This is a genomic window from Paenibacillus sp. Pae15 (assembly GCF_024519685.1).
GTDB lineage: Bacteria > Bacillota > Bacilli > Paenibacillales > NBRC-103111 > Paenibacillus_G > Paenibacillus_G naphthalenovorans.
The window spans coordinates 111874-126714 of record NZ_JALJRM010000002.1; the positions used below are offsets into that span (position 1 = coordinate 111874).

At 54.0% G+C, this 14841-nt stretch carries 10 protein-coding genes and 2 pseudogenes; 11 read left to right on the forward strand and 1 reads right to left on the reverse strand.

Annotation, left to right across the window (positions count from 1 at the left end; translation table 11 throughout):
* The first annotated feature begins 15 nt into the window (after positions 1-15).
* Both NR121_RS02275 and NR121_RS02280 read left to right on the forward strand, forming a co-directional pair.
* Positions 16-1328 (forward strand): annotated as a pseudogene (locus tag NR121_RS02275) (LLM class flavin-dependent oxidoreductase).
* A 41-nt stretch (positions 1329-1369) separates the two neighbouring features.
* Entirely contained in the window at positions 1370-2740 is a 1371-nt protein-coding gene (locus NR121_RS02280; protein ID WP_256830360.1) for an ABC transporter substrate-binding protein, read from the forward strand.
* Positions 2741-2763: 23 nt separating this feature from the next.
* Here the strand turns inward: NR121_RS02280 and NR121_RS02285 are convergent, their stop codons facing one another.
* Positions 2764-3912, reverse strand: coding sequence for an NAD(P)-binding domain-containing protein (locus NR121_RS02285; protein WP_256830362.1), 1149 nt, complete (start codon positions 3910-3912; stop codon positions 2764-2766).
* A gap of 233 nt (positions 3913-4145) precedes the next feature.
* Between NR121_RS02285 and nfsA the strand changes: the two genes are divergently transcribed.
* The 9 genes and pseudogenes from nfsA to cysK all read left to right on the forward strand — a co-directional run bounded on the left by nfsA (position 4146) and on the right by cysK (position 14637).
* Positions 4146-4898 carry an oxygen-insensitive NADPH nitroreductase gene (gene nfsA, locus NR121_RS02290; protein ID WP_054818935.1) on the forward strand — a complete coding sequence of 251 codons (753 nt, stop codon included), beginning with the start codon at positions 4146-4148 and terminating at the stop codon, positions 4896-4898.
* A 139-nt stretch (positions 4899-5037) separates the two neighbouring features.
* Complete coding sequence (locus NR121_RS02295; protein ID WP_062409335.1) at positions 5038-6399, forward strand: LLM class flavin-dependent oxidoreductase; 1362 nt, start codon at positions 5038-5040, stop codon at positions 6397-6399.
* A 42-nt stretch (positions 6400-6441) separates the two neighbouring features.
* Positions 6442-7416: an aldo/keto reductase family protein gene (locus NR121_RS02300; protein WP_256830364.1), complete on the forward strand. Its 975-nt coding sequence runs from the start codon at positions 6442-6444 to the stop codon at positions 7414-7416.
* 172 nt (positions 7417-7588) lie between these two features.
* Positions 7589-8197 (forward strand): PadR family transcriptional regulator, encoded by a 609-nt coding sequence (locus NR121_RS02305; protein WP_074727083.1) that lies wholly within the window; start codon positions 7589-7591, stop codon positions 8195-8197.
* Positions 8198-8295: 98 nt separating this feature from the next.
* A pseudogene (locus NR121_RS02310) lies at positions 8296-9092 on the forward strand (ABC transporter transmembrane domain-containing protein); the annotation flags it as partial.
* A 132-nt stretch (positions 9093-9224) separates the two neighbouring features.
* Positions 9225-10025: an ABC transporter ATP-binding protein gene (locus NR121_RS02315; protein WP_256830447.1), complete on the forward strand. Its 801-nt coding sequence runs from the start codon at positions 9225-9227 to the stop codon at positions 10023-10025.
* A 29-nt stretch (positions 10026-10054) separates the two neighbouring features.
* Positions 10055-11818, forward strand: a complete 1764-nt coding sequence (locus NR121_RS02320) for an ABC transporter ATP-binding protein (protein ID WP_054818931.1) — start codon at positions 10055-10057, stop codon at positions 11816-11818.
* 7 nt (positions 11819-11825) lie between these two features.
* Entirely contained in the window at positions 11826-13619 is a 1794-nt protein-coding gene (locus NR121_RS02325) for an ABC transporter ATP-binding protein (RefSeq protein ID WP_375162503.1), read from the forward strand.
* 73 nt (positions 13620-13692) lie between these two features.
* On the forward strand, positions 13693-14637 hold the full coding sequence (gene cysK, locus NR121_RS02330; protein WP_137670567.1) for a cysteine synthase A: 945 nt from the start codon (positions 13693-13695) through the stop codon (positions 14635-14637).
* The last annotated feature ends 204 nt before the right edge of the window (positions 14638-14841 follow it).

A 14841-nucleotide genomic window follows, 5' to 3' on the forward strand; every position in this document is an offset into this window, starting at 1 on the left:
AGGGAGTGAAACCGTATGAGCCAAAAGCACCGTCAACTGCATTTGAACGCCTTCTTGTACGGGACCGGCCACCATGAGGCTTCATGGCGGCTTCCCGAAGCCCGACCGGAGCTGAATCTGGACTTTAACCATGTGCTGCAAATTGTGCATACGGCCGAGCGGGGCTTAATGGATTCCGTCTTTCTTGCGGACGGGTACACAGGCCGCTCCAACAAGCTGGAACCGTTCACGGAACTGGCTGCGCTGGCCAGCCGGACGAAGCATATCGGCTTGATCGCCACTGTGGGAACGACCTATAACGAGCCGTTCCATGTTGCCCGCAAATTCGCTTCGCTGGATCATATCAGCAAAGGACGGGCGGGCTGGAACATTGTGACGGGATCCGCATCGGCCGCACACAACTTCGGCAGAGAGGAGCATCCCGAGCATTCACTCCGCTACGAGGAGGCCGATGAGTTCGTGGAGGTCGTGAAGAAGCTGTGGGACAGTTGGGAGGACGATGCGGTTATCAACGACAAAGCCTCCGGTGTACGCATCGTGCAGGACAAAGCGATCACAGCGGGAAATATTATCGGGTCAAAGGTCCGCTTAACATCGCTCGCCCGCCGCAGGGCTACCCTGTGCTGGTGCAGGCGGGCTCGTCTGAGAGCGGCAAGGAATTCGCAGCCAAGGTTGCGGAGGTTATATTTACCGCCCACCAAAGCATTGAGAGCGCGCAGGAGTTCTACAAGGACGTGAAATCGAGGCTGCCGAAATACGGCAGAACCCCCGAGCAGCTTAAAATATTGCCGGGCATCAGCCCGATTCTGGCGGAAACGGCGGAAGAGGCGAAAGAAATTGAAAATCGGCTGTTCGATTACGTCAACAAGGATGAAGCTGTAAGACGGCTATCGGAGCGGCTTGGTTTCGACCTGTCCAATCAACCGTTGGACGAGCCGCTTTCGCTTGAAGGCGTGCGCGAAACCGGGGAGGTTAACGGCAACAAGAGCCGCCATCAGCTCATTCTCGACCTGATCCGCAACGAGAATCTGACGTTGAAGCAGCTTATTAACCGATTGGCCGGCGCGAGAGGACATTTTACCTTTACCGGGACTCCGCTTCAACTGGCCGATGTCATCGAGACTTGGTTTTTAAACGGCGCAGCGGACGGCTTCAATGTGATGCCGCAAATCTATCCGGCCGGGTTGGACATTTTCGTGGACAAGGTTATCCCCGAATTGCAAAATCGCGGATTGTTCCGAACGTCATACGAAGGCAGGACGCTCAGAGAAAACCTTGGGCTCTCCAGACCGGCCAATACACGTTTTTCGTTTAAGGCGGCACGGTAAGCTCCCAACCAAGCATTTTGATTTAAGGAGAGAATGTAATCATGAAGAAGCTCACACTGGGCATGACGGTGCTATTGCTGCTGGCTATATTGACGGCATGCACAAGCAGCGGAAAAAACGAAGGCCAATCGTCAAATTCGGCCGGGACGGATTCTCCTGCCAAAGCGGAGGCGGAGTTCAAAAAGCTGGGAGACGAGCCGGTTACGTTAACGTTTTTTAGTACAAGCGGAACGTTTCCGGATGTCGAATTTCAGACGCTGATCGCCGATCCCATCAAGAAGAAATACACGAATGTAACGATTGAGCGCATTAAACCGGCCGCCTCCACCACGAACGAGGAAGTGTTATCCACGCATGTGCCGGACATTATCTATTCTTCTTCATCGTCGCATCAGAGAATTATCCGCACGGGCGCCTATGAGGACTTGCGGGAACTGATCAAACGCCATAACTTTGACGTGAGCCGCATCAAGCCGATTCTATGGGATTATATCAAGGATATCACAAAGGATACGGGCGGCGAGATTTATGCGATTCCGTTCAATGCCAATCAGCACGTATTGTATTACAACAAAGACATATTTGATAAATTCGGCATCGAGTATCCGACCGACAAACAGTTGACATGGGATCAAGTGCTGGACATTGCGGCGAAGCTGACCCGAACCGAAAACGGAATTCATTATATCGGATTGTCGGTAGACAATTTGACAGGGTTGGCGAAGGGGCTCGGCCTTCCTTATGTGGACCGCAAGACGGGCAAGGCTGCGCTGGATACGCCGGAATGGCGGCGTATATTCGAGCTTAACAAGCGTATTTTTGAAATTCCGGGTTATGTGACGCCGGACGGTACGTGGAACTGGGGGCGCGACCAGTTCATGAAGGACCAGGTGATTGCCATGCGGGTTACCTGGCTTGCCAATATGGTCGGTCCATTGGAGGAGCTGCGCCAGCAGGGCGTTGAATTCAATTGGGACATCGCTCCTGCCCCGAACTTTGAGGACCAACTGGGCAAGACGAGAGAAGCGCAAATCCATTCGCTGTCGGTTAACAGCCAAAGCAAGCATAAGGACGAGGCGTTCCGGGTTATCGCCGAAATCCTGTCCGACGAGGGACAGCGTATATTGTCCAGAAACGGCCGTGTGCCGGCAATCATTAATCCAGAGCTGGAAAAGGAGTATGGACTGGACATTCCGGTTCTGCAGGGCAAATCGGTGCAGAACGTATTTATCGGCGAACCGTTGCAGGAGCATTATATCCATCCGTATGAGCTGGAAATCACGCCAAGGCTTACGGAGGCCGCCGAGGATCTGGCCGTTAACGGGCTGGACGTAAACTCCGCGATCCGCAAGGCGACCGATGCGATCAACAAGGACGTGGAGACGCTGAAAACGACCCTTGGCACGCCGTAAGCACGGTAAGTAAAGGAAAGACTTTAGAACCCTTTCCTTGCGCTTTGCTCTCTTGTATTCGCCAAATAAGGAATGATGGTGCGGCACGCTTGGCGAAGACCGGCTATGAAGCCGAATGCGGGTCCATGGGTATGGCTCGCCAGAGATCCGACAAAGAACAGTCCGGGTACGCTGCTTTCGAAATGCTGGCTAAGAAGCGGGAACCGTCGGAACGGGCCGTCTTCTCTCCGAATCGCTGCAAGCAAACCGGATGGCAGGAAAGGGAGCAGGTCGAGGTCGATGCGATAGCCGGTTGCGCATATGACATGATCGACAATACGCGTATCGCCGCTGGAAAGCGTCAGTCGAACCTTGCCGTCCGGGCCGGCCTCGGCTTGTTCGATAGAAGCTCCTCCGGTAGCCGGAACTTTGCCTTCCACGTAGGGCTTTAGAAATAAGGCGACGGTTCCCTGGCGCGGAGTGTTCCACCGCTCTTGCTTTTGCTCCAGCGGAAGCCAGTAGAACTGTTCGGCGGATTCAATCAGCCTCAGGCCGGACGCCGTGTTATCTTCCTCGGCGTAACGAACGGCATCCCTGCGGAACAGCAGTTCCGCTTCGCAGCCTGCGAGATGCAGCAGCGCCGCAGCCTCCCAGGCGCTCTGACCGCTGCCGATGACGGCGACCTTCTGCCCTTTGAAGCGGTTGAATTCGGTTTGGCCGAAGGTATGCGTACGGAGAGAAGGAGGCAATCCGGACAATACATCCGGGATGTAGCTGAAGTGCTGCAGACCCGTAGCGACGATTGCATGCGCGCCGGTGAACCGGGTTCCCGATTCCGTTGTGACCGTGATGGCGGAAGCGGCATAGTCCAGCCGCACCACAAGCTCCGGAGTAAATTCGACGTTGGCATGACGCGCGAACCAGAAGGCATACTCCACGAAAGCCGGACGGGGGAAGGGCGATTCGAGCGGGGTTCCCGTCTCTGCGCAGAAGCGATCGATGGTCAGCGAATTCTCTTTGTCGGAGAAGCTGATATAACGCGGATTCGTGCGGATGAACATGTTTTGCGGCATTTGATCCTTCCAGAACTGCATAGGCAGGCCAAGCAACACATAGGATAAGCCGCTCGCTTTCGCATGAGCAGCGAGGGAGATCCCGTAGGGACCGGCCCCGATAATGATCAAGTCAATCATGTGGAAGCCTCCTGTTCATCAAGTTCGAAATGATACCCAAAATTATACTATATTTACTATTAACGACAAGTTTTAATTTGATATTTTAATGATTGACAGCTGAATTATTCCATGATAAATTTTTTCATATTAAATAAATTGGAATAATTGGAAATTATTATCTACCGGTCAACCGGAGACACCAGCCTCATGTGTCTCCGGTTTTTTTTGACAAGAAATGGAGAGGGATCCTGATGAATCAAACCATCGAATTGTTAAAAAAGCATCGCTCTATTCGAAAATTCAAGGAAACGGCGATACCCGAGGAGCATCTGACTGAAATCATACTGGCTGCACAAGCTGCATCGACCTCCTCGAATATTCAAGCCTACAGCGTCATTGCCGTCAAGGACCCTGAGAGGAAACGGCGGTTCGCCGGATTGGCCGGCAATCAGCAGCAAATCGTGGAGAGTCCGGTATTCCTCGTATGGTGTGCCGACCTAAACAAAATCAGAACGGCGATTCGCCTGCACGAGGACGTGGAGCTCAAGCAGAACGTGGAGCTCTTCCTGCTCGGCACGATCGATGCGACCCTGGCGGCCCAGAATGCCACCGTCGCGGCGGAATCGCTCGGCTACGGCATGGTCTATATCGGCGGCATCCGCAACAACCCGCAGGACGTGACGGACTTGCTTGAGCTTCCGCAGCTGGTATATCCGGTGTTCGGCATGTGTCTGGGCGTACCGGATCAAGAACCGGATATCCGCCCAAGATTGCCGCTGGCGGCCGTCTATCATCAGGAGGTATACAGCAAGGAAGGGCTGGAAGATGAAATTAAAGCTTATGACGAAATTACACGGCATTATTACGCCACGCGCAAAGGCGGCGGCAGGGGCGGAGAGCAGGAAACCAAGTGGTCGAAGGAAATGCTGAGAAGATTCAACGGGGAACGTCTCCGCGGTCATATGCACGATTTCCTGTTAGGCCGGGGCTTTGAGTTGAAGTAAAAGGCACACACATCCATGACGATATAGAATCGATGCGTTTCGCATGAGACACAGCGGCAATACGAAAAGGCCGGCGAATGCGGGTTAACCCATCTTCGCGTTTCGCTGATCTTAAACCTACATTAACGAGGTGTTGAACATGAGTGATTCATCCTTGGACAAGAAAGCGCATTTCAACGTGTTCCTGCGGGGGTCCGGACATCATGCCGCAGCCTGGAAGCATCCGGCTTCGAGGCCCAAGGAAGATCTGGATCTGGAGTATTACGCCAATATCGCAAGAATAGCGGAGCGCGGCTTGTTCGATTCGCTGTTTATGGCGGACAACTACTCCGGTCTTGGCAGAAGGTTGGAGCCGTTTACGCTGCTGTCCGCGCTGGCGGCGCTGACAAAGCATGTCGGTCTGATCGCCACGGTCAGCACGACCTACAACGAACCTTACCATGTGGCGAGGAAGTTTGCTTCGCTTGATCATATCAGCAAAGGAAGGGCCGGATGGAATATTGTGACCGGTCATTCGCAGGCGGACGCGGGCAATTTCAGCAAACCGGAGCATCCCGAGGTGTCGCGGCGCTATGAGATCGGAGACGAATTCGTGGAGGTGACGAAGCAGCTTTGGGACAGTTGGGAAGAGGACGCTCTTGTGTATGATCGGGAAAACGAAGTGGCCGTCGATACGAGCAAGGTGCACGAGATCAATTTTAAAGGAACATATTATGCCGTGACGGGGCCGCTCAATATTCCAAGGCCGCCGCAAGGCTATCCGGTGCTGGTGCAGGCGGGCTCGTCCGAAAGCGGAAAGGAGCTTGCGGCGAAGACAGCGGAAGTCATATTCACGGCGCAGCAGACGCTGGGTGCGGCTCAGGAGTTTTATACGGACGTGAAGTCCCGCCTGAAGAAGTACGGCCGGACGCCGGATCAGCTTCTGATCATGCCGGGGCTCAGTCCCATTGTCGCGGATACCGAGGCGGAGGCCAAAGATATCGAGGATGAATTTAACGCACTGCTGAATACGAAACAGATGCTGCACAAGCTATCGAACTATTTTACGGTAGATCTGTCGGATTACTCGCTGGACAGCCTCGTTCCGGTTGACAAAGCAAAACCTTACGGGTCGATTACGACCGGCATTACGAGCCGCCAGGAGGTGGTCGTTGACGCCGCCCGCCGCGACAGGATGACCATCCGGCAGTTCATCGCCAGAAGCGCGGCGGGACACGGGCATGTGTCCTTTACCGGGTCCGTCCTACAAACGGCGGATTTTATCGAGACGTGGATTCGCGAGAATGGGGCGGACGGTTTCAACATTTTGCCGCATATCTATTACAGCGGGCTGGAAACGTTTGTCGACAAGGTGATTCCGGAGCTGCAAAATCGGGGGCTGTTCCGTACGGCCTACGAGGGAAAGACGCTTCGTGAAAATCTCGGCCTTGCCCGGCCGGAAAACAAGAACAAGGCGATATGTGCATTGGAAAGGACAGCTTTGAAAGCTCAAAACGGTTAAAGCGAAACGATAACTTATAACGATCAGAGGAGGAATAAAGGTATGTCTGTACAATATCGTCAATTAGGAGCAAGCGGTCTTAAAGTAAGCGAGATCAGTCTGGGAAGCTGGTTAACCTACGGAGGCTACGTAGAGCGCGAAAACGCGGTCAAATCGATTCAAAAGGCTTACAGTCTCGGTGTAAACTTCTTCGATACGGCGAATGTGTACGCCAAGGGAGAGGCGGAGAAGGTGGTGGGTGAGACGCTTCGCGCCTATCCGCGCGAATCTTATGTTCTGGCTACCAAGGTTTACGGCAAAATCGGGGATGGCCCGAATGACCGAGGCTTATCCCGCAAGCATGTGATCGAATCGGCGAATGCCAGCCTGAAGCGGCTGGGGCTGGAGTATGTGGATATCTTCTACAGCCACCGATTCGACAGTGATACGCCGCTCGATGAGACGCTGCGGGCGTTTGACGATTTGGTGCGGCAGGGCAAGGTGCTGTACATCGGGGTTAGCGAGTGGACGGCGGCGCAGATTACGGAAGCTTTCGCGATTGCCGATAAGTATTTGCTGGACCGCATCGTGGTTAACCAGCCGATCTATAATCTGTTCGAGCGGTACATTGAGAGAGAGATTATCCCGCTCGGGCAGAAGAAAGGCTTCGGTCAGGTTGTGTTCTCGCCGCTGGCTCAAGGCCTGCTGACTGGCAAATATTCGTCGAACGGAAAGGTGCCGGAGGACTCCCGGGCCGCCAAGCATGAAAATTTCAAAAACAAAATTACGGAAGAAAGGCTGGCTAAGGTCGATCAGTTGAAAGGCATCGCTTCCGAGCTGAATATTACGGTCGCCCAGCTTTCGCTCGCCTGGATATTGCGCCAGCCGAATGTATCCAGCGCGCTGATCGGCGCCAGCCGTCCGGAGCAGGTAGAGGAGAACGTGAAGGCGTCTGGCATCGTGCTTGACGATGCGGTCCTTGAGCGTATTGCCAAAGTTATCGATCTTGAACCTGCAGCATCGAGAGGCTCTTTCTAATCTGTTGTCAGCTGTAATGCGACAAACTCCAGTAAATGAACTTGATTTACTGGAGTTTGTTTTGGGGAAAAGCAGTTATAGATGCGGAATTTGGAAAAAAGGATTGCCAATTAACGATATATCGCATAAAATTCTAATTAATACGATATATCGTTAATGGAGGCAGCACAGCATGAAAAAGGAATGGCAGCAAGAGGAACGTTTATTTTTGTTTCACGGTCATGAACGGGAGGCCTTTGGTTCAGGCAGGCGGTATTTCAGCCGCGGCGGCGTGAAGTATGCGTTGCTGGAGCTGCTGCAGCAGGAGAATATGCACGGCTACCAAATGATGAAGGCGCTGGAGGAGCAATCGGGAGGTACGTATAAGCCAAGCGCGGGCTCCATCTACCCTACGCTGCAGATGCTCAGAGATCAGGGGTTTGTTGAAGCCTACAAGGTGGACGGCAAAAAAATTTTTCATATCACGGATGAAGGCCGCGCTTATTTACAGGAGGAGAAGGATCGTCCCGAGCTGTCCGAAGCCGGGGAGCAAGGCTGGGAGGAGCGGGAGCAAAGCCTCCCGGAAGAAGACAACGGACACTGGGAGGGCGTGCGAAGAAACCGGAGACTGACTCCTAAGGGAAAGGAACTGCTGCATCTGCTGAAGGCTGCGGAACGCGCCGCGCTGTCCGATGCGGACAAAGCCGTTGAACTGCGCGAGCTGCTCGATAACCTGCGAGATTCGCTGCGCCGGATCGTAGCGGATTCGGGCAGAAACGGCGGAGAGGGCGGGCGTCCATGAGTGACCATCCGGCGGGAGCCTTCCGGGCCGGCGGCGGATTGGGAGGCATGAGAAGATTCGGCAGCGGCGAGAAAGCCAAGCCGGCCAGCATCTACGGTATGTTCGCGCGAATCTTTACGCATGCGAGGCTGGAATGGCCGGCTATCGTTACGGCGGTCGTGTGCGTGATCGCCGTTTCACTGCTTGAATTTGTCGTCCCCCAGCTTACGCGCTACACGATCGACCATCTGATTCCCGGCAAGCGTTTCGACGGGCTGGTTCTGATTGGCGCCGGCGTTCTCGGCGCGGCCGTCATGCTGGGCGTACTGCGTTATATAAGCACGTCGCTGATGGCCTCCATCGGGCAGAAGGTGCTCTACAAGCTCCGCAATGATCTGTATCGCCATATGCAGAGCCTTGATGTCTCATTTTTTGACGCAACCGCACCGGGGATCTGATGTCCCGCGTAACCCATGACGTCAGCATCTTACAGCAGTTGATCTCTTCCAGCATGATGCAATTGTTTACCGATTTTTTCACGTTTACAGCTATCGCGGTGTATATGCTCTGGATTGATTGGAGGCTGACGCTGCTCCTGCTTGCGATCTTCCCGGTTATGATTTTGACGACGAAGCTGTTCGGGAAAAGAATTCGCGCCTCGTTTCGCAAGGTGCAGGAATCGATTGCCGATGTGAGCGACCATCTGCAAAATACGCTGACCGGCATCCGGCTGATCAAATCGTTTACGGCCGAAAACTACGAGTCCGAACGATTCTCCCATCGCACCAGGGAAAACATGGACGCCAATATTCAGGTCGTCCGCTTGCGGGCCGCGTATGAGCCGATTATCGATTTTCTTAATTTTACGGGATTGGCTATCGTGCTTGTGTTCGGGGCCTGGCTTTCGATGAAGGGACAGATGACGGTAGGCACCATCGTTGCTTTTACCGCTTATTTGCGCCTGCTGCAAAATCCGATTCGCCATTTCAGCCGGGTGATCCATACGATCCAGCAATCGGCGGCCGCGTATGAACGCATTATGGAAGTAATGAATACGAAGGCGGATATTTGGGAGAAGGAGGACGCGATTGCGCTGCCTCCCGTGCGCGGGCATATCGTATTCCGGAACGTGAATTTTGCTTATTCGCGCGAGTCGGAAGTGCTGTCCGGATTCAATCTGGAGCTGGAGGCCGGCAAGGTTACGGCTTTGGTCGGTTCATCAGGCTCCGGCAAGACGACGATCGCGCATCTGATTCCCCGCTTCTACGATCCGCAAGCCGGGGACATTACGATAGACGGTTACTCCCTGAAGGATGTGACTCTCTCCTCCCTTAGAGAGCAGATCGGCATCGTATCGCAGGATATTGTATTGTTCAACGGGACGATCATCGAAAACATCCGTTACAGCAACAGCCATGCGACGGAAGAGGAGGTCAGGGCGGCGGCGGGGGCGGCCAGCGCCAGCGGATTTATCGAGGCATTCCCGCAGGGCTACGATACGCCAATCGGCGAACGCGGCGTCAAGCTGTCGGGCGGGCAAAAGCAGCGGATATCCATCGCAAGGGCCATCCTGAAAAATCCGCGCGTCATTATTCTCGATGAAGCGACGGCTTCGCTCGATACCGAATCGGAGCAGCATATCCAGGAAGCGTTGGCGCGGCTGCTGAAAGGGCGCACCTGTCTGGTGATCGCCCACCGGCTATCGACGATCCAGCAGGCGGACCGCATTCATGTGCTGGAGCAAGGCCGCATCGTTGAGAGCGGGACGCACGAAGAGCTGCTGCGCCTGCAAGGCCGCTACAGCCGGCTCTATGCATTGCAATTTCCGCAAACGAAAGCGGTGAGATAACGAACCTTCAGACAGGAAGTGATCGTTTTTTGAAATCCCAACGAATACTGGCCGATTTTTTTCGGAAAACGTGGTACATCTACTTGTTCTCGTTGATATTTCATCTGATTTCCAACCTGATCCATGTTTATTTTCCCAAGCTGCTGGGGCAATTCACCGACAAGCTGCAGTTGGGCGAGCTGACCCGCGGCATGATTGTCGATTACAGCTTGCTGCTTTTGCTGGTCGGCATAGGTCATGTGCTTTTCCACGGAACGGCCCTCTATTTGGTCATGTATGTCGGCAGAAAGTTCGAATATCTTGTCCGGGGCCGCTTGTTCCGGCATTTTACGCAAATGAGCGAGCGGTTTTATTCCAAAAACGGCGTCGGCAAACTGCTCAGCTACTTTATGAATGACGTGACGGCTGTCCGGGAAGCGATCTCGATGGGATTCAATTCAACGGCCAACGCAATCATGCTGCTGGTGGCGGCTGTCACCATGATGATCGTCAGCGGCATTCCCTATTATTTGATTGCCGTCTCCGTATTCCCGCTGCTGCTTATTCCGTTAATCGTCGTTTATTTGGGACCCATTATAAGGAAGCGATCCCTGGAGGTGCAGGAGGCGCTTGGCCGAATGACCGAAACGGCGGAGGAACAGTTCGGCGGCATCCGCGTCACGAAGAAATTTGCGGTGGAAGACATTATGGAGCGGCGCTTCGGCAAAACGGTGGAGCGTATTCGCCAAAACCAACTGCGGCTCGTGCGGGTATCGTCCTTCTTTCAGGCGCTTATTCCGTTTCTCGGTACGATCGCATTGATTACCGCGCTTGCTTTTGGCGGTTATCTGACGGTTACGAAGCACATTACGCTCGGTAATTTCGTTGCCTTGACGCTCTATGTCCGCATGCTGATGAATCCGCTGCAGCAGATCGGCAACGTCATCAATACCATCCAGCGCTCCCGGGCTTCGCTCGAAAGGCTGAATGAGCTGCTCTCGCAGCAATCGGATATCGTGGAGCCGGAGAATGCGAAGTCCATCGATCTGTCTGCGGCGGGCATAAGGGTGGAGAATCTTTCGTTTGCATACGGCGCATCCTCTCATCAGGTGCTGAAAAATATCAATTTGCATATCAGGCCCGGGAAGACGCTCGGCATCATCGGCCGTACGGGCAGCGGAAAGACGACCCTGATGAAGCTGCTGCTGCGCACCTACGATCCGCCGACGGGAACGGTATGGTACGGAAATACGGATGTCAGGGAGATGTCGCTTGAGAGCTTGCGCAGCCAAGTCGCGTACGTTCCCCAAGACGGCTTTTTGTTCAGTACGACGATTAGGGAAAATATTGCTTTCTATCAGCGCGATACGGAGTTTGAAAATGTTGAATCCGCCGCGCGCCAAGCCCAAATTTACAACCATATCGTCGATTTGCCGGACCGATTCGAAACCAGGCTGGGTGAGAGGGGATTGACGTTGTCCGGTGGACAGCGGCAGCGGACCAGTCTGGCCCGCGGGCTGATCAAGAACGCTCCGGTTATGATTCTGGACGATAGCGTCAGCGCGGTAGACGCCGTGACGGAGAAGGATATTATCGATTCGATCCAAAAAGAGAGAAGAGGGAAAACTACGATTATTATTGCGCATCGCATCAGCGCGATCAAACACGCGGATGAAATCATAGTGCTCGATGAAGGCGTGATCGTACAGCGCGGGACGCATTCGGAACTGCTGCAGGAACAAGGGTTTTATGCTGAGCTTCATGCCATACAGGAGGAGGGGAGCCAGCATGCGACCGCCACAAGCCATTCATAATTGGCAGATGGATCAGAAGGCCGATCTTAACCAGACGGAGCAAAAGCCGCAATATATCTCGGCCTTTCGGGCTTTGTCAGGGTATATCAGGCTGCATCTATGGGCATTTATCGGCGTTTTTTGCTGTACGCTCATTGCGATTTTATCCGAACTGCTGCAGCCTTTCTTAATGAAAATCGCGATTGACGACAATCTGCTGGCGGGCAAAAACGACTACAAGGGCTTGCTTGTGATTTGCGCCATTTACCTGGCCTTGTCCCTGTCCAGCTTTGTGTTCACTTATCTGCAAAGCAATTTGCTCCAGCATATCGGCCAAAGCATTGTCGCGCGCATTCGCAACCAGCTGTTCGGCCATATCATGAAACAATCGATGCGTTACTTCGACCGGATGTCCAGCGGCAGTCTGATCACCCATGTATCGAGCGATACGGAAGCGTTGAACCAGTTTTTCAACCAGGTGCTGCTCAGTTTGTTTCGGGATGGCCTTACGCTGATCTTTATTATCGTGATGATGTTCCAGCTTGATACGACGCTGGCGCTTTACTGCCTGATCTTATTGCCGATTATATCGCTGGTGGCCATCGCTTTCCGCTCCTTTATGAGAACGACCTATCAGCTTGCAAGAACGAGGTTGTCCCGAATGGTGGCGTTCGTAGCGGAAAATCTGTCCGGCATGAATCTGATCCAGGTGTTCCACCAGCAAATGGAGCAGGAGAAGCAGTTTAATGAACGAAACGGATCGTACTTCAAAGCCAATATCAGAGAAATTCGGACCAATGTCGTGTTTGGCCGGACGTTTGATATTTTGAGCAATCTCTCGATTGCGTTCGTCACTTGGATCGGGGGAAGCGCCGTACTGGATCACAATCTGGAATTTGGCGTCCTCTATGCGTTTATTACTTACATCCGGCAGTTTTTCCAGCCGATCAATACGATTACCCAGCAGTGGAATACGCTGCAATCGGCTACCGTCGCCGTTTCCCGGATATGGATGGTGTTCGACAGCAAGCCGGACATTACCGATCGTGCGGAGCAGCGGGAGGTCCTGCTTCCGGAGAAGGTGAAGGGGCGCATCGACTTTGACGACATTTCCTTCTCTTATGAAGAGGGCATTCCGATTATCCGCAAGCTGGATTTGCATATTGAGCCGGGCGAGCTGATCGGCGTGGTCGGGACGACCGGCGCGGGCAAAAGCTCGCTCATCAGCCTGCTGTGCCGCTTCTATGATGTGAAGGAAGGCCGCATCCGGATTGACGGGACGGATGTGCGCGATATTCCGCAGTCTACGCTTCACCGGGTCGTCGGCCTGGTCCAGCAGGAGCCGTTTCTATACTCGGGCAGCATCATCGATAACGTCCGAATGTTCGACGAATCGATCACCCGCGAGGAGGTTATTCAGGCTTGCGAGTTTGTGGGCGCGGATTCCATCATTCAAAAGCTGCGCAACGGCTATGATACTCTGCTGTCGGAGCGGGGCAGCGGCTTGTCCGCCGGGGAGCGGCAGATGATCTCCTTCGCCAGAATTATCGTGTTCAAACCAAAGATTCTCATTCTGGATGAGGCAAGCGCCAATCTGGATTCGCATACGGAGCAGCTGATCCAGAACGCGCTTCATGTCGTCTCGCAGAACCGGACGACGATCGTGATCGCGCACCGGCTGTCAACGATTATGCAGGCCGACCGGATTATCGTGATGAGCCGCGGCGAAATTGTGGAGCAGGGCAGCCACAAGCAGCTGCTGGCGTGCGGCGGCCATTACCGGGAGCTGTATGAGCATTCGCAGGGGCATGTCGCGGTTTAGCGTCATTGCCGCTGCTTCCAAATTATATCGGCACATGCCGCGAGGTCATTTGATCATAGAGGAGGCTGGAGACATGAGTTTGGTTGTCAACAATATTACCGATTTAATCGGCAGAACCCCGCTGGTCCATTTGAACAAAGTGGTTCCTGAGGGAAGTGCGGACATTTATCTCAAGCTGGAGTTTTTTAACCCCGGCAGCAGCGTCAAGGACCGCATCGCGATCAGCATCGTCGAGGAGGCTGAGCGGGAAGGCAAGCTGAAGCCGGGAGATACGATTGTGGAGGCGACAAGCGGCAATACCGGAATCGGGCTTGCGATGGTTGCGGCAGCCAGAGGGTACAAGGCGCTTCTGGTTATGCCGGAAACGATGAGCCTGGAGCGGCGCAATCTGCTGCGCGCCTACGGTGCCAGCCTTGTGCTGACGCCCGGAGCCGAGGGGATGAAGGGCGCGATACGCGTGGCCAAGGAACTGGTTGACCGCCACCCGGACTACTTTCCCGCCCGGCAGTTTGACAACCCCGCCAATGTGAAAATCCACAGGGAGACGACGGGGCCGGAGATCGTCAAAGCGATCGAGTCGCTTGGCGGCACGCTGGACGGATTCGTTGCCGGCATCGGCACCGGCGGAACGATTACGGGCGCTGGAGAGGTGCTGCGCAAGCATTATCCGTCCATCCATATCGCGGCGGTCGAGCCTGCGGCATCTGCGGTGCTATCGGGCGGCAATCCGGGCTCGCACAAGATACAAGGGATTGGAGCGGGTTTCGTGCCGGGAATACTGGACACGAGCATCTATGACGAAATTATCCAGGTGACGAATGAAGAGGCGTTCGAAACTGCACGGCGAGTGGCGAAGGAAGAAGGCATACTGGGCGGCATATCTTCAGGAGCGGCTATACATGCGGCACTGCAGCTGGCGGCCAGACTTGGAAGCGGCAAGCGAATCGTCACGATTATTCCAAGCAATGGAGAACGTTACCTCTCTACAGTGCTGTATGCGGAGGAACAACAGATATAATCGAACAGAATTCAAGCCCTCTGTTTTAGTGAAACAAACACCGGGGCGCCGGGGATTATCCCGTAGTACAAAAGGTATCCCGCTTACAGGCTTTTCACAGCATAAGCAAGCGCAATATCATAGCAAATACCACCTTTCATCGGGTGGTATTTTTTATGGTTTATGCCGGTTCTGTACGGATTGCGTTGTCACGAAAGCCATTTG

Coding starts and splice junctions, on each gene's coding strand:
- NR121_RS02280 (WP_256830360.1), top strand. CDS start 1,370: ATGAAGAAGCTCACACTGGGCATGACGGTGCTATTGCTGCTGGCTATA.
- NR121_RS02285 (WP_256830362.1), bottom strand. CDS start 3,912: ATGATTGACTTGATCATTATCGGGGCCGGTCCCTACGGGATCTCCCTC.
- nfsA (WP_054818935.1), top strand. CDS start 4,146: ATGAATCAAACCATCGAATTGTTAAAAAAGCATCGCTCTATTCGAAAA.
- NR121_RS02295 (WP_062409335.1), top strand. CDS start 5,038: ATGAGTGATTCATCCTTGGACAAGAAAGCGCATTTCAACGTGTTCCTG.
- NR121_RS02300 (WP_256830364.1), top strand. CDS start 6,442: ATGTCTGTACAATATCGTCAATTAGGAGCAAGCGGTCTTAAAGTAAGC.
- NR121_RS02305 (WP_074727083.1), top strand. CDS start 7,589: ATGAAAAAGGAATGGCAGCAAGAGGAACGTTTATTTTTGTTTCACGGT.
- NR121_RS02315 (WP_256830447.1), top strand. CDS start 9,225: ATGAATACGAAGGCGGATATTTGGGAGAAGGAGGACGCGATTGCGCTG.
- NR121_RS02325 (WP_375162503.1), top strand. CDS start 11,826: ATGGATCAGAAGGCCGATCTTAACCAGACGGAGCAAAAGCCGCAATAT.
- cysK (WP_137670567.1), top strand. CDS start 13,693: ATGAGTTTGGTTGTCAACAATATTACCGATTTAATCGGCAGAACCCCG.